The following is a 17,612-nucleotide window of genomic DNA, read 5'->3' on the forward strand; positions in this document are numbered from 1 at the left end:
CGGCCATGAAAACTACGCTGCTTACATCCCTGATTGCCGCTACGCTCGCCCTGAGCGCCCTTCCCGCTCTGGCGGCGGTGCCAAAAGATATGCTGGTGATAGGGAAAGCTGCCGATCCGCAAACGCTGGATCCGGCGGTCACTATCGATAACAACGACTGGACGGTGACCTACCCCTCGTACCAGCGTCTGGTGAAATACAAGCCTGGCACCACGGAGGTGGAAGGCGATCTGTCGACGGGCTGGAAGGCGTCAGACGACCAGAAAGTGTGGACGTTCACCCTGGCGGATAATGCAAAATTCTCCGACGGCACGCCGGTGACCGCCGAAGCGGTCAAGCTGTCGTTTGAACGTCTGCTTAAAATCAACCAGGGACCTTCCGAAGCGTTCCCGAAAGATTTGAAAGTGGACGTGGTGGATGAGCATACGGTGAAATTCACCCTCAGCCAGCCGTTTGCCCCGTTCCTCTACACGCTGGCCAATGACGGCGCGTCGATTGTCAACCCGGCGGTGCTGAAGGCCAATGCCGCCGACGACGCACGCGGTTTCCTGGCGCAAAACACCGCGGGTTCCGGACCGTTTATGCTGAAAAGCTGGCGGAAAGGTCAACAGCTGGTGATGGTGCCCAACCCACACTGGCCAGGTGAAAAGCCGCACTTTAAGCGCGTCTCGGTGAAGATTATCGGTGAAAGCGCCTCGCGTCGCCTGCAACTTTCCCGTGGCGATCTGGATATCGCCGACGCCCTGCCGGTGGATCAGCTTGCTGCTCTGAAGCAGGAAGGCAAAGTGGCCGTGGCGGAATACCCGTCCCTGCGGGTGACCTACCTCTATCTGAACAACAGTAAGCCTCCGATGAATCAGGTGGATTTGCGCCGCGCGGTCTCCTGGGCGACCGATTACCAGGGGATGGTAAAAGGCATTCTCAGCGGGAACGGCAAGCAGATGCGCGGCCCGATCCCGGAGGGCATGTGGGGCTTCGATGCGAACGCCATGCAGTACAGCTTTGACGAGGCCAAAGCCAAAGCGGCGCTGGAGAAAGTCAAAGATAAACCTGCCAGCCTGACGTTCCTCTACTCCGATAACGACCCGAACTGGGAGCCTATCGCCCTCTCCACGCAGGCGAGCCTGGGCAAGCTGGGGATTAACGTCAAGCTCGAGAAACTGGCGAACGCCACCATGCGCGACCGCGTCGGCAAAGGTGATTATGACATTGCGATTGGTAACTGGAGCCCGGACTTCGCTGACCCGTACATGTTCATGAACTACTGGTTCGAATCGGACAAAAAAGGGCTGCCGGGGAACCGCTCATTCTATGAGAACAAAGAGGTCGATGCATTATTGCAGGCGGCACTGAAAACCACCGTTCAGGCGGAACGCACCAAAGATTACCAGCAGGCGCAGAAAGTGGTGATTGACGAGGCGGCTTACGTTTATCTGTTCCAGAAGAACTACCAGCTGGCGATGAACAAAGAGGTCAAAGGCTTCACCTTTAATCCGATGCTTGAGCAGGTCTTTAACATCGCCACCATGAGTAAGTAACGGCCCACGCCGGGGGGAAGTGTATGACGTTCTGGAGCATTGTGCGCCAGCGCTGCTGGGGGTTAATCCTGGTGGTGGCCGGTGTCTGTATTATTACTTTTATTATTTCACACCTGATCCCCGGCGATCCGGCCCGCCTGCTGGCCGGTGATCGCGCCAGCGATGAAATCGTGCAGGGCATCCGCCAGCAGCTGGGGCTGGATCAACCACTCTATATTCAGTTTGGCCGCTACGTTGAGGCGCTGGCACATGGCGATCTGGGCACCTCTATTCGCACCGGTCGCCCCGTTGCGGAAGATTTGAAAGCTTTTTTCCCCGCCACGCTGGAGCTTGCCTTTTGCTCCCTGCTGCTGGCGCTGGTGATTGGCGTGCCGCTGGGCATTTTATCGGCGGTGTACCGTAACCGCTGGCTGGATCACCTGGTGCGACTGATGGCGATGACGGGCATCTCGACGCCTGCCTTCTGGCTGGGACTGGGAGTTATCGTTCTGTTCTACGGGCAACTGCAAATTCTGCCCGGCGGCGGCAGGCTGGACGACTGGCTCGATCCGCCCGCCCACGTTACCGGTTTTTATCTGCTGGACGCTCTGCTGGAAGGCAACGGCGAGGTGTTTTTCAATGCCCTGCAGCACCTGATTTTACCCTCCCTGACCCTGGCCTTTGTGCATCTGGGTATTGTGGCGCGTCAGGTACGTTCCGCGATGCTGGAGCAACTGAGCGAGGATTATATTCGTACCGCCCGCGCGAGCGGGTTGCCGGGCTGGTACATCGTCCTGCGCTACGCCTTACCCAACGCCATGATCCCCTCCATTACCGTGCTCGGGCTGGCGCTGGGCGATCTGCTGTACGGGGCCGTCCTTACCGAAACCGTGTTTGCCTGGCCGGGAATGGGAGCCTGGGTGGTGACCTCCATTCAGGCGCTGGATTTCCCTGCCGTCATGGGCTTCGCGGTCGTGGTATCGCTGGCCTATGTCTTCGTTAATCTGGTGGTGGATCTGCTGTATCTGTGGATCGACCCGCGAATCGGGCGCGGAGGTGCCGAATGATGTTAACTCAGGAAACGCCCGTCCCTGTCAGCACCGCTAAACAGCGCATCAACTGGGCAAAGCTGTTCTGGATGTTACGCAAAAGCCCGCTCACGCTGATCGGCGGGGTCATTATGATCGTGATGCTGCTGATGATGGTGGTCTCGCCGTGGATAGTCCCGCACGATCCGAACGCGCTGGATCTGACCGCGCGCTTGCAGGCACCGTCAGCCCAGCACTGGTTCGGCACCGATGAGGTGGGCCGGGATCTGTTCAGCCGCGTGCTGGTGGGCAGCCAGCAGTCCATCACAGCGGGGCTGGCGGTGGTGGTGATTGCGGGCGGCATCGGTTCGCTGCTCGGCTGTTTGTCCGGCGTACTTGGCGGGCGCGGCGACGCCATCATTATGCGCATCATGGACATTATGCTCTCCATCCCCTCGCTGGTGCTGACGATGGCCCTGGCCGCCGCGCTCGGCCCAAGCCTGTTTAACGCGATGCTGGCGATTGCGATTGTACGCATTCCGTTTTACGTGCGGCTGGCACGCGGGCAAACGCTGGTGGTGCGCCAGTTCACCTACGTGCTGGCCGCCCGCACCTTTGGCGCATCGCGCTGGCACCTGATCAGCTGGCATATCCTGCGTAACGCCCTGCCGCCGCTGATCGTACAAGCGTCGCTGGATATCGGCAGCGCCATTCTGATGGCCGCCACGCTGGGCTTTATTGGATTAGGCGCGCAGCAGCCGACCGCCGAATGGGGGGCAATGGTGGCCGTGGGGCGTAACTACGTGCTTGACCAGTGGTGGTACTGCGCGTTTCCGGGGGCGGCAATTCTGATCACGGCGGTTGGCTTTAATCTGTTTGGCGATGGTCTTCGCGACCTGCTGGATCCCAAATCAGGAGGGAAGCAGTCATGAGTGATTCCGTATTATCGATTGAAGATTTGCACCTGAGTTTCCCCATTTTTCGCGGTGACGTCCACGCGCTCAACCACGTCTCGCTGGAGATTGGCCGGGGTGAAATTGTCGGCGTGGTGGGCGAATCCGGCTCGGGAAAATCGGTCACCGCGATGCTGGCGATGCGCCTGCTGCCGGAAGGCAGTTACCATGTTCACCATGGCCGGGTCACGCTGCTCGGGGAAGATGTGCTGAACGCGTCGGAAAAACAGCTTCGTCAGTGGCGCGGCGCCAGGGTGGCGATGATTTTTCAGGAGCCGATGACGGCGCTTAACCCCACGCGCCGGATTGGCAGGCAGATGGTGGAGGTGATCCGCCAGCATCAGTCGCTTTCCCGCCGCGACGCGCAGCAGAAGGCGATCTCCCTGCTGGGCGAGATGCAAATCCCGGATGCGGCGCAGGTAATGGATCGCTATCCGTTTGAGCTTTCCGGCGGTATGCGCCAGCGGGTCATGATCGCCCTTGCCTTCTCCTGCGAGCCGGAGCTGATCATCGCTGATGAACCCACTACCGCGCTGGATGTGACCGTCCAGCTTCAGGTGCTGCGTCTGCTGAAACATAAAGCGCGCGCCAGCGGAACGTCGGTGCTGTTTATCAGTCACGATATGGCGGTGGTGTCGCAGCTTTGTGACCGGATGTACGTTATGTACGCGGGCAGCGTGATCGAAAGCGGCAGCACGCAGACCTTGATCCACCATCCTGTGCACCCCTATTCGATTGGCCTGCTGCGGTGTGCCCCGGAAAATGGTGAACCGCGCGAGATCCTCCCGGCCATTCCCGGCACGGTACCTAACCTCAGCCACCTCCCGCGCGGATGTGCTTTTCGCGAACGCTGTTTTGCTGCCGGGGCGAAATGCAGCGAAACGCCGCGCTTAATTTCCACGGGCGCAGAAGGCCAGCAGGCTGCCTGCTGGTACCCACAACAGGAGAGACGCCATGTCTGAGGTACTGCTGGAACTGGATAGCGTGCATGTGAATTTTCCTGCGCGCAAAAACTGGCTGGGGCGCGTGACGGAACAGGTACACGCCCTTAACGGCATGGATCTCCGGATCCATCGCGGCGAAACGCTGGGCGTTGTGGGGGAATCCGGCTGTGGAAAGAGCACGCTGGCGCAGCTGCTGATGGGCATGCTCAAACCGAGTACCGGGGCCTGTCAGCGCGCGAATGCAGCGGGTGGTATGCAGATGGTATTTCAGGACCCGCTCTCGTCCCTCGATCCGCGTTTACCCGTCTGGCGCACCATCACCGAGCCGGTGTGGATACAGCAACGTCGCAGCGAACGGGAGCGTCGTCAGTTGGCTGAAACGCTGGCGCAGCAGGTTGGGATTCGAGCGGAATATCTTGAACGCCTGCCGCATGCGTTTTCGGGCGGACAGCGCCAGCGCATCGCTATTGCCCGGGCGCTCTCTTCGGATCCGGACATCATCGTGCTGGATGAACCCACCAGCGCGCTGGATATTTCCGTCCAGGCACAGATCCTCAATTTGCTGGTTGCCCTGCAACAGCAGCGAAATCTGACCTACGTGCTGATCTCGCACAACGTCTCGGTGGTCCGGCACATGAGCGACCGGGTGGCGGTAATGTATCTGGGGCAAATCGTGGAACTGGGGCCGACGGACCAGGTGCTGGGTCAGCCGCGCCATCCGTATACGCAGCTGCTGCTTGACTCCGTTCCCCGGACCGGAGAACCGCTGGATGAGGATCTTGCGTTGCGAAAAACCGATCTTCCCGGTAATCGCCACCTGCCCGTTGGGTGCTATTTCCGCGACCGCTGTTCGCTGGCGACGCAGGGATGTGAACAGCCGCAACAACTCCAGCCCTCTTCCGCAAGCCGAAGCGTGCGCTGCTGGCGTAACCGTTAAAAATGAGCCGGGCATGCGCCCGGCCCGATATCAGTTCAGTTTGTAATCCAGCGTGATTTCCGCTTTCAACAGCTGCGAGACCGGGCAACCGGCCTTGGCTTTCTGGATAATGCCGTCGAACTGCTGCGGATCGATACCCGGTACCGTCACCTTGCTTTGCAGCGCGACTTTGCTGATGGCAAAACCGCTGTCGGTTTTATCCAGCGAGACATCCGCCGTGGTATCGATGGAATCGGCGGTATAACCCGCTTCGCCCAGCATTAGCGACAGGGCCATAGAGAAACAGGCCGCGTGCGCTGCGCCAATCAGCTCTTCCGGGTTAGTCCCTTTCTCGCCCTCGAAGCGGGTGTTAAAGCCGTAAGGTTGCTGGTTAAGGACGCCACTTTCGGTCGATACCGTCCCTTTGCCGCGCTTGATGTCGCCAGACCAGTGTGCTGAACCGTGCTTATGAATCGTCATTCTTGCTCTCCTTTTGGCTTACAAAGGGATAAGTATAGGACGCATAATCTATTTTGCAGGGAAGACAGACTAGTCCGATCGCGTGGCAAGGTGGTTTGCCAGCGCGTCGAGGAACACACGCTGCGCCGCAGGCTGATAGTCTCGCGACTGATAAATACCAAAAATGCCGATCGGTTTTGGCGTATAGGCGCTGAGCACCGGCAACAGGCTTCCCTGCCGTAGCGCCGCGTCGGCCTCGCGCTCGGGCAGCATGGCAATACCACAGTGATTTATCGCCGCCTCCATCAGCAGAGATGAGATGCTGGCGCTGAGATTGCCGCTGACCGCCGTCGTGACCGGCTCCCCTGCCGGCGTTAAAAAACGCCACGACTGACCGGCAAAAAAGCTGTAATGCAGGCAGTTGTGCCGGGCTAAGTCTTCCAGCTCCTCTGGAACGCTCCGGCTTGCAAGGTAGTGCGGCGAGGCGCAAAGCACGGACCGACACTCTCCCAATCGGCGAGCGATCATACCCGGTTCGGGGTTATCGGTGATGCGGATCGCCACGTCAATTCGCTCGCCCACCAGGCTCACCGGATGGTTGTTAACATCCAGCTCAATGCGCAGTTGAGGGTAACGCTGCAACAGTTCGGGCAGCACCGGAGCGATAATCTGCATCGCGGTAAAATGCGCGCAGGCGACGCGAAGCGTGCCTGAGGGTAAATCCTTCACTGACTGATCTTCAATTTCCTGAGAAATTTGCGATAGCGTGCGCGTCTTTTGCAGGACCTTCTCCCCCGCTGCCGTCAGCGTCAGCTTGCGGGTGGAGCGGTTAACCAGCCGCGCCCCAGCCCACTTCTCCATCTGCTCCAGATAACGGCTCACCATCGGACGGGAGATCCCCAGCGCCCGAGCCGCCGCGCTTAAACTCCCCAGCTCACAGATGCGGTTGTACACCTGGGCGGCAATAACGCGATCCATTTTGACCTCCATTTGCTCGATCTATGAAACTAAGCATCTCCTGTTTCAGGAATTCTGGCAAATGCAGAGATCCGTACAATAGAGACTTTCCTGAAGAACAGAGATATGACCATGACTATCGCCCGCCTTGCTTTGTTGACAACCCTTTTCACTCCGGCCGTCTTTGCCGCGCCGTTGACCGTTGATACGTATAACCCGCAGGAAAAAGGCATTTTTGCCGTTTCTTCCACGCTGGTATCTGGTCCGAAAGAGGCGGTACTGTTTGACGCCCAGTTCAGCGTAAAAGATGGCGAAGCGCTGGTCGAAAAAATTCGCCACAGCGGTAAAACGCTGAACAAAATCGTGATTACTTCCGGCGATCCGGATTTCTATTTCGGCCTGCAACCGCTGATGAAAGCCTTTCCTAATGCCAAAGTTGTCGCCACGCAACAGGTGGTGGACCATATCAGGGCCACAAAAGACGCGAAGCTCGCCTTCTGGGGGCCACAGATGAAAGATGGCGCGCCGACGCAGCTCTACGTGCCGCAAGTGCTTGCCTCAACCACCTTTATGATTGACGGTGAGAGAGTAAGCATTGAAGAGCCTGAAAGCTATGCGGCGTACGTCTGGATCCCATCCGCCAAAACCATCCTCGGCGGCACGGGCGTCTCATGGGGCATTCACGTCTGGACGGCGGATACCCAAACGCCGGAAAGCCGTAAACAGTGGCAGCAGACGCTGGATAGCATGGCTGCCCTTAAGCCCGAACGCGTTATTCCGGGCCACTACCTTGGGACACCGCCAGCGGGTACCGGCGCTATCGACTTTACCCGTCGCTATCTACAGCAGTTTGAACAGGCCCTCACGACACATAAAGCGTCTACCGACGTCATCATCGCGATGAAAAAACAGTGGCCGAACCTGGCGGAAGCCAGTTCGCTGGAACTGAGTGCCAAAGTGAATACCGGCGAAATGAAGTGGTAATAAGCTGATTATCTCCTGCTATATTTAAATTTTTTATAGCAGGAGTTTACTATGACATCATCAGTAAGGGGTATTGACCATATCGGTATTACGGTGCCCGACATTGAAAAAGCCACCCTATTTTTTGAACGCGCTTTCGGCGCACAGGTTTTATATCATTCTGTCGATGCAGAAACCGATAATATCGATCAGCCCGCCCAGCAGCAAACCTTAAAATTATTTCCCGGCACTAAAATTCATGCCATTCGCATGCTTGTTATGCCGCACGGACCCGGCATAGAACTTTTCGAAATGCATGGCCCTGAACAGGGAATGCCCGCTCGCGCCAGCGACTTTGGACTTCAGCATTTTGCTGTTTATGTTGATGATTTTGATAGTGCCATCGCGGCTTTCACCGCCGCCGGCGGCGAGATGTTCACCGCGCCGAAGCCGCTTAGCTTTCCGGATGAGCAAGGTGAAGGCAATGCTTTCTGCTATGGTCAAACCCCCTGGGGCAGCATTGTGGAATTGATCTCCTGGCCGACGCCCATGCCTTATGAAAAAACCACGGATTTACGCCGCTGGAAACCCTGAGTTTTATTTCTGTGCTACGGGAGATGTTATTTTTAATTCCAGGACGAATCTGAACCACAACGGCAAAAATATTTGCCAATCTGAATGTGAATTACGATTTTGCACGCCGTAACATTAAACAGACAACGACACGGAGGCAGCATGTTTACTTATTACCCGGCACATACCACAGCAGCACAACCGGAACTTGTTAACGCGATCGCACAAGGTCTTCACGCCGAGCACGGTGTTGTTACTGAAGATGACATTTTGATGGAACTGACCAAGTGGGTGGAAGCCACGGACAATGACATCCTCAGTGACATCTACCAGCAAACCATCAACTATGTGGTTAGTGGGCGAAACGCACCTCTGTAAAAACCTGCTAAGCTGGATCTGCAACCTAAGGGGTTACATTTCGTTTGCGTAAGCAAGCTTGTCCTTAAAACTATCAACAGGATTGAGGAGTTAACATGAAATCGAACCGTCAGGCACGCCATATTCTGGGACTGAACTACAAGCTTTCTAACCAGCGTAAAGTGGTTATTGAGGAGGGTAGCGAAACGCAAGTTACCCACGCCACCGGCAGGAAACGCCCTTCCGGCAAGTAAGTTCCGGCACGAAATTCACAACACCATCGGTAATCCCGATGGTGTTTTTGTTTATGTGTTGCGGTAATTAATATTCAGCTCCTTTATAATACCAACCGACCGCACCCCGTAGCACAGGCCAGAAAGATGACAAACAGCAGTGTCAGGGACGGATCTTCTTAAAAAGAGTGAGTGACATGGACAACAAACTGAAAAAACATCGTTCCCTTTATATTCCTTACGCCGGTCCGGTTTTACTGGAGTTCCCCCTTCTGAACAAAGGCAGCGCCTTTAGCATGGAAGAGCGCAGCAGCTTTAACCTGCTGGGCCTGCTGCCTGAAGTGGTTGAAACCATTGAAGAACAGGCAGAACGTGCCTGGATCCAGTATCAGGGCTTTAAAACCGAAATCGATAAACACATCTACCTGCGTAATATTCAGGACACCAACGAAACCCTCTTCTACCGCCTCGTGCAGAACCATCTTGAAGAGATGATGCCCGTCATTTACACCCCCACCGTCGGCGCGGCGTGTGAACGCTTCTCAGAGATCTACCGTCGTTCCCGCGGTGTGTTCATCTCTTATCAGAACCGTCACAACATGGATGACATTCTGCAAAACGTGCCTAACCACAACATCAAGGTGATCGTGGTGACCGATGGCGAACGTATTCTGGGCCTCGGTGACCAGGGCATTGGCGGGATGGGGATCCCCATCGGTAAGCTCTCGCTGTATACCGCCTGCGGCGGGATCAGCCCGGCCTACACCCTGCCGGTGGTACTTGACGTGGGGACCAATAACCAGCAACTGTTGAACGATCCGCTGTACATGGGCTGGCGTCACCCGCGCATTACCGACGACGAGTACTATCAGTTTGTGGATGATTTCATCCAGGCCGTGAAGCACCGCTGGCCTGACGTGCTGTTGCAGTTCGAAGACTTCGCACAGAAAAACGCCATGCCGCTGCTGAACCGCTACCGCGATGAGATCTGCTCGTTCAACGATGACATTCAGGGCACTGCGGCAGTGACCGTCGGTACGCTGATTGCTGCGAGCCGTGCGGCAGGCAGCCAGCTCAGCTATCAGAAAATTGTCTTCCTGGGTGCAGGCTCCGCGGGCTGCGGCATCGCCGAGCAAATTATTGCCCAGACCCAGCGCGAAGGCTTAAGCGAAGAGCTGGCCCGCTCCCGCGTCTTTATGGTGGACCGTTTTGGCCTGCTGACCGACGGCATGCCAAACCTGCTCCCGTTCCAGACCAAACTGGTGCAGAAGCGCGAAAACCTGAAAAACTGGGATACGGATAACGAAGTGCTCTCGCTTCTTGACGTGGTGCGCAACGTGAAGCCGGACATTCTGATCGGCGTGTCCGGGCAGACCGGCCTCTTCACGGAGGAGATTATTCGCGAGATGCACAAGCACTGTGAACGCCCTATCGTGATGCCGCTGTCTAACCCGACTTCACGCGTGGAGGCAACGCCGCAGGACATCATCGCATGGACCGAAGGTAAGGCACTGGTCGCAACCGGCAGTCCGTTTGATCCGGTTGTGTGGAAGGACAAACTCTACCCCATCGCGCAGTGCAATAACTCCTATATCTTCCCGGGTATTGGTCTGGGAGTTATCGCCTCCGGCGCGTCCCGCATCACCGACGAAATGCTGATGTCCGCGAGCGAAACGCTGGCAGGTCACTCTCCGCTGGTGAATAACGGTGAAGGCCTGGTACTGCCGGAGCTGAAAGACATTCACAAAGTGTCCCGCGCAATTGCCTTCGCGGTAGGCAAAATGGCGCAGCAGCAAGGCGTCGCGGTGAAAACCTCTGCCGATGCGTTGCAGCAGGCGATTGATGATAACTTCTGGATGCCGGAATACCGTAGCTATCGTCGTACTTCGATTTAAATCCGGGTGCTGACCGTTCCCTCGCCCCTCCGGGGCTGAGGGATCTCAGTAATTTGAAAGCAGAAGCGATAACCTTGCCTTCGGAATAACCGAAGGCTTTCAGCGAGGCCCTGGTCCGGCTGTAAATCGCTGAGGCGTTTCCTCCCGTCCCCGATAAGCCGGAAGGAATAAGCCGAAGGGACCGCGAAGCGGCGATTTTCCACCGGAAGCCCGGGTTGCCAGGGTGGTGGCGACTGAGCCACCCTGGCACGTTCACCGGTCATGTCATAACAGAGTAGCAAGGAACGTAAAGTGAACGGAATGACCACCACAGCCGTATGTTCCCCTCACCCTGGCCCTCTCCCCTGAGGGGCGAGGGGATGTTCTCTACCCATATTTATTTGTGGGGATCCCTCAGTCCTTTGGAAGAGGGTGAGACATCATGCCCTTCTTCCACTAGCCAAACCCATTTTCCCCCGCTACACTCCCTTCATCCATTAACCTACTGAATATATAAGGAGGCCAATTATGCTGTACTGTGAAATTTTCAATGTTTCACATACATTTGGTGATCGCACCAGCTCAAGCGTTATCGGTATCGTGCTGCGATAACTTCCGCTTGAGCGAAGACACCAACCCCTGAAATCCCTTCTCTCGGGCTTACTGAGTTATCGTCAGCGATGTTTGACGAGGCATAAACATGCCTGTAACTCTTGGGTAAGCAACAATGAGCACTTTACTCACTGCACAATCTTTACGTGTTGATACGGCGTTTGGCACGCTGTTCGACTCCCTCTCCTTTACGCTGAAAAAAGGCGACCGCATTGGCCTGCTGGGCGACAACGGCTGCGGCAAAAGTACGTTGCTGAAGGTGTTGGACGGCACAGACTCCCCTGCTGCCGGAACCGTCGCATTGGCCGGATACTGTCTGATGGCGCGCGTTGAGCAGCACCTGCCAGAAGCCATTTATCCCCTGACCATGCTGGATGCCGTGCTGGCGCAACTGCCCGCGACTGAACGCGAGAGTCTGCACTGGAAAGCTGAAACGCTGCTGGCGGGTATGGGTTTTACACCACAGGACATGGCCTTAACGTCGGCAACGCTGAGCGGCGGGCAGCACACGCGTCTCCTGCTGGCGCGGGCGCTGATCGGCGATCCAGATCTGTTACTGCTGGACGAACCGAGTAACCACCTCGATTTGCCGACCCTGCTCTGGCTGGAACAGTTTTTACAGAACTGGTCCGGCAGCTTTGTGCTGGTCTCACACGACAGGCAACTATTGGATGCCGTCACCAACGGCAGCTGGATCCTGCGCGATAAGATGTTGCACTACTTCGCCCTTCCCTGCACCGCCGCGCGTCAGGCGCTGGTAGCCAAAGACGAAAGTGATGCGCTGCGGCATAAGGCGGAGCAAAAGGAGATTGACCGCGTAACCGCCAGTGCCAGACGGCTGGCCACCTGGGGCAAGGTCTACGATAACGAAGATCTGGCCCGCAAAGCCAAACAGATGGAAAAGCAGGTCGAACGGCTTAAGGAGAGTCAGACAGAGCTCACCGCAGGCAGTCCGTGGACATTAACCCTGCGCGGTGACGCACTGCGGGCAGACCGGCTACTGGAGATGGAAAACCTAAGCGTAGCGCCTGAGCCTGGCCTGTCTGAGCTGTTTCACGTCGACATTGCGCGGCTTAGAAGTGGCGATCGCGTGGCTATCGTCGGGCGTAATGGCTGCGGCAAATCATCACTGATGAAGCTTATCTGGCGGCATTTCTCAGGTGAACCTTCAGAGGCTGGCCTGAAACTTCATCCTCGCGTGTCGCCAGGCTATTACGATCAGACGCTGAATCAGCTTTCGGAGGAGGCAACAATCTTTGACGCGCTGGAGCCTTTCGCGCCAGATCCGCAGACCCGTAAAATGGCCCTCATCAGTGCCGGGTTCCCGTGGGCGCGTCACGGACAAAAAGTCAGTACGCTGAGCGGTGGGGAACGTTCGCGCCTGCTGTTCATCGGCCTGACGCTTGCTCGCTATAGCCTTCTGATGCTGGATGAGCCAACCAACCACCTGGACATGGAAGGCAAAGAGGCGCTGGCGGAAACACTGCAACAGTTTGAAGGCGGAGTGCTGCTGGTGAGCCACGATCGTCAGTTAATTAGCCAGAGTTGTAACCGCTACTGGCTTATTGAGGACGGCAGGCTTAGCGAATGGCACGATGCGGAGGCGGTGTTTGAGCGCCTGCGTGCGGGCACCGGTCCGGTGGTGCCTGAGGCGTCGAAGACTGCATCGAAGGCACCACCTTCAGCGTCTGACGATCTGCTCGAACGCCTGGTTGCCCTGGAAATGCTGCTGGAAGAGGATTTGGCGCGCAAGCCAAAACACCAAAAACCGCAGTTGCAGGCGCAATGGCGAAGAGAGATTGAGGAGATAGAAGCCCAACTATAAATCTGTACCCGGCGGTCGTTACGCCGGGTTTTTTACGTTAGCGTTTTCCCGTACTGATTATTAGAGGATCACCGTATTCTTAATCTGAAACTGAATAAATTGATGACATTATGTTACGGTTGCCTTGCATTACAGCGCCAAAGTATTAATCCTTAATGGGTATTACACCTGCTATGCAGATACTCATTAGTAAAAGGAGAAACACATGAAGGCTGCTGTTGTCACTCAGGATCATCAGGTTAACGTTACAGAGAAAACCTTACGCGCGCTCAAACATGGTGAAGCGCTGCTGAAGATGGAGTGCTGTGGCGTTTGCCATACCGATCTCCATGTTAAAAATGGCGATTTTGGCGACAAGACCGGGGTGATCCTCGGCCATGAAGGGATTGGTATTGTCAAAGAGATTGGTCCGGGCGTCACGTCACTGAAAGTTGGCGATCGTGCAAGCGTGGCGTGGTTCTTCGAAGGCTGTGGCCACTGTGAATATTGTAATACCGGCAACGAAACTCTGTGCCGTGACGTAAAAAACGCGGGTTACTCCGTCGACGGCGGCATGGCGGAAGAGTGCATCGTGACCGCGGATTACGCGGTTAAAGTCCCGGAGGGGCTGGACTCTGCGGCGGCCAGCAGCATCACCTGCGCTGGGGTCACCACCTACAAAGCGGTAAAAGTCTCTGAGATCAAACCCGGCCAGTGGATTGCGATCTATGGCCTTGGCGGTCTGGGCAACCTCGCACTGCAATACGCCAAAAATGTCTTTAATGCGAAAGTTATCGCCATTGACGTGAATGACGAGCAGTTGAAGCTCGCTGCCAGCATGGGCGCAGACTTAACCGTGAACTCCCGCAGTGAAGATGCGGCAAAAGTGATTCAGGAGAAAACCGGCGGCGCACATGCGGCAGTGGTGACGGCGGTAGCGAAAGCGGCCTTCAACTCTGCCGTTGACGCGGTTCGCGCCGGAGGCCGCGTGGTGGCTGTTGGCCTGCCGCCGGAAGCGATGAGCCTGGATATTCCACGTCTGGTCCTGGATGGGATTCAGGTGGTGGGCTCTCTGGTGGGTACTCGTCAGGATCTGCTCGAAGCCTTCCAGTTTGCGGCTGAAGGTAAGGTGGTTCCGAAAGTCACGCTGCGCCCACTGGAAGATATCAACGCCATCTTTAAAGAGATGGAACAGGGCCAGATCCGTGGCCGTATGGTGATTGATTTACGTTCTTAACCGCGGTGGCCGGGTAGCGGGTTTGCCCTGCCCGGCCTGTCACGTAGACGAACGGCGATCGGAAATCCACTCCTGAACCTCGATCTGGAACGTGTCCGGCGCTTTTCGATACATCTTCCGCGCCAGATCCAGGATGGTATGGCGTCCTAACTCCTCTTCCATCCGCTGCTGCGCGCTGTCCATAACCGATCGCACCCCGCACGGTCCGTCACAGACCCAGGCCGGTGGCGTTTCATCAAATACCGCCAGGCGCTGACGCACTTCCCGACATTCGAACATATTCTTATCGCCGTCGATGGCGTGCGTCACGTCCAGCACGCTGATCAGCTCTGCCGGACGCGCCAGCCGGAATCCTCCCCCCTTGCCTTCGGTGCTGATAACCAGCCCCGCGCGTGACAAACGAGTGAAAATCTTCCCAAGATAGTCGTACGGTACGCCCTGCAAGGCCGCCATCTCCCGGACGCTCATCTCACGCTCATTGCCTTTTGCATCCACCATACACATCAGGCTATGAATGCCATATTCCACACCAGAACTGTAAAACGCCATGGCTCACTCCGGGTTATTGTTCGCTGCATTATAACGAATTTTAACTCAGAAAGAAGTTGTCGTAGTTAACTCCGACAAGTATAGTGGCAGTTATGTCAGACACACAGCCTGACGAACAAAAGGATCGAGTATGAAAAAGCAGATTTTAATTGTGGGTAGTGGGTTTTCCGGTATGTGGGCTGCGGTCAGCGCCGCGCGTCTTTCTGCTCTGGAAGGTAATAATAGCCTCAGCATTGCCGTGCTGGCCCCGGTGCCGGAACTGCGCGTTCGTCCACGTTTTTATGAAGAGAACGTGTCGACGATGGTCGCGCCACTGACCGAACTGTTTGCTGAGCTGGGTATTGCCTTTATTTCGGGCGAAGCACAACGTATTGATACCTCATCTAAAACCGTTTTGTATCGCGATTCAAACGGCGCCATTGCCGAAGTCAACTGGGAACGTCTGATCCTCGCAACCGGTAGCCAGACTAAACGTCCGCCGATTGCCGGTCTGACTGAATACGCATTTGATATCGACCAACTCGACTCCGCCAGGCTGTTCGAGCAACATCTTGATTCGCTGGTTTCGCGCCCCTCCACCCCAGAACGCAATACCGTGGTCGTGTGTGGCGGCGGTTTTACCGGCATTGAGCTGGCAACGGAACTCCCTGCTCGTCTTCGCACCCGCTTCGGCACCGATACAAAGACTAAAGTGATCGTAGTTGAAAGAGGTCCAACCATTGGCGGGCGTTACAGCGAAGCGCTGCGTAACACCATTGAAGAAGCAAGCAACGCGCTGGACGTTGAATGGCGTTTAAACAGTGAAATTGAAGCTATTGATGCCAGCGGCGTGACGCTGAAAAACGGAGAGCGCATTGCCAGCGCGACTGTAGTGTGGACGGCAGGGGTAGAAGCTAACCCCCTCAGCCTGCAAATTGACGGGGAACGCGACACTCAGGGACGCCTTATCGTCACCGACACGTTGCAGGTCCCTGCGCATCCGGAGGTTTACGCGACGGGTGATATGGCGCACGCCAAAACGGACGATGCGGGCAACACGGCACTGATGACCTGCCAGCACGCGATCCAGCTGGGGAAATTCGCCGGACATAACGCAGCTGCCAGCCTGTTAAATCTGGAGCCGTACCCTTACCGTCAGGTGAATTACGTCACCTGTCTGGATCTGGGTGGCTGGGGCGCGGTGTACACCGAGGGCTGGGAACAGCGTGTTAAATCCGTGCGCGAGGAAGGCAAAAAGATCAAAGTCGCCATCACCAACGAACTGATTTACCCGCCAGCAGCAGACAAAGCTGTCGCATTTGCCGCCGCAGACCCGCTGGCGAAATTCGTGTAGTCCCCTCCTGTGCCCGCGACCAGCGGGCAAAGCGTGAAATCAGGCCAGCGCTCCTGCGTTGGCCTGACGCTTTTTGGCACATAAAAAACCGTACATCAACAGAGAGGTCATTGCTGAGAAGGATAAGATCGCTGCCGGAAGCGTGACATAGCTCCAGCTAAAGCCGAGCGTAATCATCATTCCACCGAAATACGCGCCTATTGCGCTGCCGAGGTTAAACGCCATTTGCCCGCCTGCGGCCCCCAGCATCTCGCCGCCTTTCGCATTTTGCAGCAGCAGTATTTGCAGCGGCGCAGAGAGCGCAAACAGCCCGGCGCAGCAGACGAACCCCATTACCAGTGAAGCTGTTTTAAGCTCGCCAAACGCGAACAGTAACAGCAGCGAAGCCACAATCACCATGTCGGTGGTGGCAGCAATGCGCAGCGGGCTAAAGCGCGACGACAGCTTGCCGCTGAAGACATTACCCAGCACCATGCCCAACCCCATCAGCATCATGATCGCGGTCATGACGCCCTCGGAAAAGCCTGACACGTTGACCATAAACGGCTTCACGAAGCTAAACCAGGCAAACACCCCGGCATTGCCAAACATCGTTGCGGCAAAAATTAGCCACGGTTCCGGTTTTTTCAGGAAGTGGAATTGTTCTGTCAGCCGGGTGGTTGTCGTGTCGTGAATGTCTGGCACCCACAGCAGAACAGAGAGGATCACCAGCGCATCAAAGACGGCAATCAAAAAGAAGGTGTAACGCCAGTTAAATTCATGTCCCAGCCAGGTCCCGAGCGGGACGCCAAGCAAATTGGCAACGGTCATCCCGGCAATCATCCCTGCTACAGCAACCGTCACCTTACCCGGTGGCGCAATTTTTGACAGGATTATCGCCCCCACACCGAAAATCGCGCCATGCGGGAAACCAGAGATTAAGCGCCCCGCCGCAAGCCCTATGTAGGTGTCAGAGAAGGTAAAGAGCGCGTTACCGACGACGCACATCGCCACCAGAAACAGCAGCGTTGTTTTCAGCGAAAATTTACTGGAGAACAGCGCCACAATCGGCGCGCCGATCACTACGCCAAAAGCGTAAAACGAAATCATATTTCCGGCGGAGGGAATCGAAATGCCCGTATCATGAGCCAGTTCTGTCAGCACGCCCATGATGCCAAATTCAGCCATCCCCAGGCCAAAGGTAGCCAGTGCTAACGAAAAAATTGTTTTTTTCATACCGCGACCACTGTTAAAAAATACGCAGCGTGCATTATTGATTAAACTTGTATGGTGAACCAGTTCAAATCAGCTTTCTGACACATTA

17 protein-coding genes are annotated in these 17,612 nt (G+C 56.2%); 13 read left to right on the top strand and 4 right to left on the bottom strand.

What is annotated here, in order from left to right:
* Positions 1-5: 5 nt before the first annotated feature.
* From ACQG03_RS11310 to ACQG03_RS11330, 5 genes are read left to right on the top strand one after another with little or no spacing between them, the layout of a single operon-like run.
* Positions 6-1,538 carry an ABC transporter substrate-binding protein gene (locus ACQG03_RS11310; protein ID WP_063163026.1) on the top strand — a complete coding sequence of 511 codons (1,533 nt, stop codon included), beginning with the start codon at positions 6-8 and terminating at the stop codon, positions 1,536-1,538.
* 23 nt (positions 1,539-1,561) lie between these two features.
* Entirely contained in the window at positions 1,562-2,584 is a 1,023-nt protein-coding gene (locus tag ACQG03_RS11315; RefSeq protein ID WP_003857077.1) for an ABC transporter permease, read from the top strand.
* Entirely contained in the window at positions 2,581-3,477 is an 897-nt protein-coding gene (gene ddpC / locus ACQG03_RS11320) for a D,D-dipeptide ABC transporter permease (protein ID WP_022648185.1), read from the top strand. The genes ACQG03_RS11315 and ddpC overlap by 4 nt, the downstream gene beginning before the upstream one ends.
* The gene (locus ACQG03_RS11325; RefSeq protein ID WP_063137770.1) at positions 3,474-4,460 is read left to right on the top strand and encodes an ABC transporter ATP-binding protein; all 987 of its coding nucleotides are present in this window, start codon (positions 3,474-3,476) and stop codon (positions 4,458-4,460) included. Before ddpC ends, ACQG03_RS11325 begins: the two co-directional genes overlap by 4 nt.
* On the top strand, positions 4,453-5,379 hold the full coding sequence (locus ACQG03_RS11330; RefSeq protein ID WP_063163025.1) for an oligopeptide/dipeptide ABC transporter ATP-binding protein: 927 nt from the start codon (positions 4,453-4,455) through the stop codon (positions 5,377-5,379). The genes ACQG03_RS11325 and ACQG03_RS11330 overlap by 8 nt, the downstream gene beginning before the upstream one ends.
* Positions 5,380-5,409: 30 nt before the next feature.
* On the opposite strand, the gene ACQG03_RS11335 is transcribed toward ACQG03_RS11330, so the two are convergent.
* Positions 5,410-5,838, bottom strand: coding sequence for an OsmC family protein (locus ACQG03_RS11335; RefSeq protein ID WP_003857069.1), 429 nt, complete (start codon positions 5,836-5,838; stop codon positions 5,410-5,412).
* A gap of 69 nt (positions 5,839-5,907) precedes the next feature.
* The gene (locus ACQG03_RS11340; RefSeq protein ID WP_074148348.1) at positions 5,908-6,795 is read right to left on the bottom strand and encodes a LysR family transcriptional regulator; all 888 of its coding nucleotides are present in this window, start codon (positions 6,793-6,795) and stop codon (positions 5,908-5,910) included.
* A 111-nt stretch (positions 6,796-6,906) separates the two neighbouring features.
* Here ACQG03_RS11340 and ACQG03_RS11345 point away from each other — a divergent pair, with 111 nt between their 5' ends.
* The 7 genes from ACQG03_RS11345 to adhP all read left to right on the top strand — a co-directional run bounded on the left by ACQG03_RS11345 (position 6,907) and on the right by adhP (position 14,427).
* Positions 6,907-7,758, top strand: coding sequence for a Vmh family MBL fold metallo-hydrolase (locus ACQG03_RS11345; RefSeq protein ID WP_063163113.1), 852 nt, complete (start codon positions 6,907-6,909; stop codon positions 7,756-7,758).
* A 51-nt stretch (positions 7,759-7,809) separates the two neighbouring features.
* Entirely contained in the window at positions 7,810-8,331 is a 522-nt protein-coding gene (locus ACQG03_RS11350) for a VOC family protein (RefSeq protein WP_426726126.1), read from the top strand.
* Between the two features lie 141 nt (positions 8,332-8,472).
* Positions 8,473-8,688, top strand: coding sequence for a biofilm-dependent modulation protein (gene bdm, locus ACQG03_RS11355; protein WP_022648192.1), 216 nt, complete (start codon positions 8,473-8,475; stop codon positions 8,686-8,688).
* Positions 8,689-8,783: 95 nt separating this feature from the next.
* Positions 8,784-8,921, top strand: a complete 138-nt coding sequence (gene sra / locus ACQG03_RS11360; protein WP_023300167.1) for a stationary-phase-induced ribosome-associated protein — start codon at positions 8,784-8,786, stop codon at positions 8,919-8,921.
* Between the two features lie 176 nt (positions 8,922-9,097).
* Complete coding sequence (locus ACQG03_RS11365) at positions 9,098-10,795, top strand: NAD-dependent malic enzyme (RefSeq protein ID WP_022648194.1); 1,698 nt, start codon at positions 9,098-9,100, stop codon at positions 10,793-10,795.
* 706 nt (positions 10,796-11,501) lie between these two features.
* Positions 11,502-13,211 (top strand): ABC-F family ATP-binding cassette domain-containing protein, encoded by a 1,710-nt coding sequence (locus ACQG03_RS11370; RefSeq protein ID WP_063163022.1) that lies wholly within the window; start codon positions 11,502-11,504, stop codon positions 13,209-13,211.
* 205 nt (positions 13,212-13,416) lie between these two features.
* The gene (adhP, locus tag ACQG03_RS11375) at positions 13,417-14,427 is read left to right on the top strand and encodes an alcohol dehydrogenase AdhP (RefSeq protein ID WP_022648199.1); all 1,011 of its coding nucleotides are present in this window, start codon (positions 13,417-13,419) and stop codon (positions 14,425-14,427) included.
* Between the two features lie 39 nt (positions 14,428-14,466).
* On the opposite strand, the gene ACQG03_RS11380 is transcribed toward adhP, so the two are convergent.
* A complete protein-coding gene (locus ACQG03_RS11380) occupies positions 14,467-14,976 on the bottom strand; it encodes an RrF2 family transcriptional regulator (RefSeq protein ID WP_063163021.1) in 510 nt (169 codons plus the stop codon).
* 130 nt (positions 14,977-15,106) lie between these two features.
* Here ACQG03_RS11380 and ACQG03_RS11385 point away from each other — a divergent pair, with 130 nt between their 5' ends.
* Entirely contained in the window at positions 15,107-16,309 is a 1,203-nt protein-coding gene (locus ACQG03_RS11385) for an NAD(P)/FAD-dependent oxidoreductase (protein ID WP_063163020.1), read from the top strand.
* A 39-nt stretch (positions 16,310-16,348) separates the two neighbouring features.
* On the opposite strand, the gene araJ is transcribed toward ACQG03_RS11385, so the two are convergent.
* On the bottom strand, positions 16,349-17,524 hold the full coding sequence (araJ, locus tag ACQG03_RS11390) for an MFS transporter AraJ (RefSeq protein ID WP_023306256.1): 1,176 nt from the start codon (positions 17,522-17,524) through the stop codon (positions 16,349-16,351).
* Positions 17,525-17,612 lie beyond the last annotated feature (88 nt).

This window comes from Enterobacter cloacae complex sp. 342H5 (assembly GCF_050030905.1).
GTDB lineage: Bacteria > Pseudomonadota > Gammaproteobacteria > Enterobacterales > Enterobacteriaceae > Enterobacter > Enterobacter intestinihominis.